At 63.6% G+C, this 4146-nt stretch carries 1 protein-coding gene and 1 pseudogene; both read left to right on the top strand.

The genetic code is table 11. The features are described 5' to 3' along the window. A pseudogene (locus AHiyo1_RS02855) lies at window positions 1-2666 on the top strand (NAD-glutamate dehydrogenase domain-containing protein); the annotation flags it as partial. A gap of 30 nt (window positions 2667-2696) precedes the next feature. Beyond that, a partial coding sequence (locus AHiyo1_RS02860; RefSeq protein WP_059387550.1) for a sensor histidine kinase occupies window positions 2697-4146 on the top strand: 1450 nt, incomplete at its 3' end.

Genomic DNA, 4146 nt, shown 5'->3' on the forward strand with positions numbered 1-4146 from the left:
GGCGCCCGCGCCGCACTGGCCGAAGCAATTGACCAGGTGGCAACGCTCGACGCCGACCGGGTCCTGCGGACTTTCGTCAACCTCATCGAGTCGACGCTGCGCACGAACTACTTCCAGGGCAAGTCGTACGTCAGCTTCAAGCTCGATCCGACCACGATCGACGGACTGCCGTTCCCGCGGCCAAAGTACGAGATCTGGGTGTACTCGCCTCGCGTTGAAGGCGTGCACTTGCGCTTCGGCAAGGTGGCCCGTGGCGGTTTGCGGTGGTCGGACCGCCGTGAAGACTTCCGGACCGAGATCCTCGGGCTGGTCAAGGCACAGACCGTCAAGAACGCCGTGATTGTGCCGACCGGCGCCAAGGGCGGATTCTTCGCGAAGCAACTTCCGGATCCGACACTTGACCGTGCCGCATGGATGGCCGAGGGCATCGAAAGCTACAAGACCTTCATCCGCGGCCTGCTCGACCTCACCGACAACCTCGTGACCACAGGCGACGGCGAGAAGATTGTGCCGCCGTCGGACGTTGTCCGTCAGGATGACGACGATTCGTACCTGGTGGTGGCAGCTGACAAGGGCACCGCTACCTTCTCGGACACCGCGAACGGCCTGGCCGCCGAGTATGGATTCTGGCTGGGGGACGCATTCGCTTCCGGTGGTTCCGTGGGGTACGACCACAAGGCCATGGCCATTACGGCCCGCGGCGCATGGGAGTCGGTCAAGCGCCACTTCAGCGAGCTGGACCTTGACACCCAGAGCGAGGAATTCACCGTGGTTGGCGTCGGCGACATGTCCGGCGACGTGTTCGGCAACGGAATGCTGCTTTCCAAGCACATCCGCCTGCTGGCCGCCTTCGACCACCGCCACATCTTCCTGGACCCGACGCCGGACGCGGCTTCGTCCTTCGGCGAGCGGCAGCGTCTCTTCGAGCTTCCCCGCTCCTCTTGGGACGACTACGACCGCTCGCTCATCAGCGCAGGCGGCGGGGTCTACCCCCGCCAGGCCAAGGTCATCCCGATCTCGCCGGAAGTCCGCCGTGCCCTTGGCCTGCCGGACGGAACGGTTCAGCTGAGTCCGCCTGAACTTCTGCGTGCAATCCTCCTCGCTCCGGCCGATCTCCTCTACAACGGCGGAATCGGAACGTACATCAAGGCCAGCACCGAGTCCCACGCCGAGGTGGGAGACAAGGCAAACGACGTCATCCGCGTGAACGGGCGCGAACTCCGCGTCAAAGTCGTGGGCGAAGGCGGCAACCTCGGAATGACGCAGCGCGGACGTATCGAGGCCGCTCTGCAGGGTGTCATCCTCAACACCGACGCAATCGACAACTCTGCCGGCGTCGATTGCTCCGACCATGAAGTCAACATCAAGATCTTCGTCGACCGGATGGTTGCCGCAGGAAAACTGGATGCTTCCGAGCGCACCTCGTTCCTCGCCGACATGACCGACGAGGTCGGGCGCCTTGTGCTCGAAGACAATATCGATCAGAACATCCTCTTGCTCAACGACCGCACTCGCGTCGCCGAATGGAGCCCGAGCTACGAGCGCCTGATGGACTGGCTCGAGAAGTCCGCCGACCTCAAACGGGACCTCGAAGCGCTGCCGACCACCGAGACGCTTCGCGAACGGTTGGAACAGGGCCAGGGCCTGACGTCCCCGGAACTGTCCGTGCTCGCCGCCTACGCCAAGATCGAATTGGGCTCGGCATTGCGGGACAGTGATCTGGCGGATGACCCCTGGTTCCGTAAGACGATCCGCTCCTACTTCCCGAAGCAGCTCCGAGAGCGGTTCGACGCGGAACTGGACACCCATCCCTTGCGCCGCGAAATCATCGCCACCGTGGTGGCCAACGATATGATCAACCTGGGCGGGATCACCTTCGCCTTCCGCACCATGGAGGAGACCTCGGCTACCGAGGTCGCCGTCGCCAAGGCGTTCGTAGCCCTCCGTGAGATCTACGAACTCGAGTCGATGGTGCGGGAGCTCAATGCCCTGCCTGCCTCGTTCCCCACGGAACACTGGAGCACCGTCCACCTCGACATCCGGAGGCTTCTGGACCGTGCCGTTCGCTGGTTGCTGAGCCAGGGCAACGCCTCGAAGCCGATCTCGGAGATCGTCGCGGAATTCAAGCCGATGATGGATCCGATGCGGGCCCGGGTGCTCGACTACTTGCGCGGCAGCGACAAAGAGCGCGTTACCGGCTGGCTCGAAAAGGCGCGCTCGTGGGGCCTTCCCGACACGCTCGCCCATCGCTGGGCCGAGCTGTTCGAGAGCTTCGTGCTCCTGGACATCGCCAAGATCACGCACAGCCGCGACGCCCGTGTGGAAGAGGTCAGCCACGTCTACTACACGGTATTCGACCGCTTCCACGTCGATTCATTGCTGGAGCGAATTACCGCGCTCCCGCGCGATGACCGCTGGCAGGCTCTTGCCCGTGCAGCCCTGCGCGACGACCTCTACTCGACCGTAGCGGACATGACGACATCGGTGCTCGAATCGACCGACGCCGACCTCGACGCCGAGGCCCGTTTGCGGGCCTGGGAAGCATCAATGCCGAGCAATTGGGCCGCGCGAAGAGCATGTTCGACGAGGTCAACGCGCTGGAGGCCGACGACATGGCTTCTCTGTCGGTAGCATTGAGGCTCTTGAGGTCAATCGTTCGACGCTAGGGACAAGCCCGGGCGTTATATGGAGGTGCAGTGGCAATCTTTACAGACCCCATCAGGGAGCACGCTGATTTCGGGCCTGGAGATGCCGAATGGCTGCACCTCCTGGTCGGCGACTGGCAGATGGTCGCCGACCTGGCGTTCGCGGACTTGGCCCTATGGTTTCCGCATCCTGAATTCGGTTACATCGCGCTTGCTCACGTGAGGCCGTCGACGAGCCACACGGTGTTTCATGCGGACTTCGTCGGGGAAGGCATCCGCTCGGATCTGCGACCGATAGTCGACAAAGCGTGGTCCAGCCGTTCCATCGAACGCTCCAGCGAAACGAGCTGGAGCAGCGAGATGGCCCTGCGCGTCGAGGCGGTTCCCATGGTCAGGAACGGACGGACCCTTGCCGTCGTCACGTCGCATATGGACCTTTCCAGTTCGCGGATGCCTTCCCGCCTGGAGCTCACCTATCGGCAATGCGCCTACGATCTGCTCCGGATGGGAACGCTGGGACTCTGGCCGGATTTCGCTTCACCGACGGGTTCCCGCCGTGGCGCTCCCCGCGTGGGTGACGGCCTGATAAGGCTCGACGCCGACGGGATCGTCCAGTATGCGAGTCCAAACGGTGTCTCCGCCTTCCGTCGCCTCGGCGAGGTGGAAACCTTGGAAGGACGGTCCCTTGCGGAAGTAACCGCAGGACTCCTCAAGGACCGGCGGATGGTGGACGAGACATTGCCGCTGGTCGTCACGGGTCGGATGCCCTGGAGGAGCGAGATCGAGTCCCGCGGTGTCAGCTTGTCGTTGCGCGCGATTCCGTTGCGTGACGAGAAGCATCGCTTCGGAGCCTTGGTGCTGTGCCGCGACGTGTCCGAACTGCGACGCCGTGAGCTCGAGCTGGTGACCAAGGACGCGACAATTCGTGAAATCCACCACCGCGTCAAAAACAACCTGCAGACGGTGGCGGCTTTGCTGCGCATGCAGTCGCGACGGATGGTCAGCGATGAGGCGAAGCAAGGCCTGGAGCAGGCAATGCGGCGAGTGGCGACGATTGCCTTGGTTCACGAGACACTTTCGCAAGGCCTCACGCAGAGCGTTGATTTCGATGAACTCATTGGACGCCAGTTCCGGCTCTCCGCAGAAGTAGCGTCCCCTTCGCAGCACGTCCGGACCGAGCGCGCGGGCCTGTTCGGCGAGTTGCCGAGCGACTTTGCCACGCCCCTTGCTCTTGTCATCAATGAGCTCGTGACGAATGCGGTGGAGCACGGCCTTGAAGGACGGGCCGGAACGGTTTGGCTCATGGCCGATCGGTCCACGGGGGAGCGCGGCGATGAACTCCTCACGGTGACGATCGCCGATGATGGCGTCGGGCTGCCCGAGGGGTCATACACGGAAGGTCTAGGCCTTCAGATTGTGCGGACGCTCGTCACGAGCGAATTGGGTGGCAGCATCCAGTGGCGGCCGCGCGACGGCGGCGGCACCGCCGTCGAGATCGTCC

The sequence above is a fragment of the Arthrobacter sp. Hiyo1 genome (assembly GCF_001263615.2).
Lineage (GTDB): Bacteria > Actinomycetota > Actinomycetes > Actinomycetales > Micrococcaceae > Arthrobacter.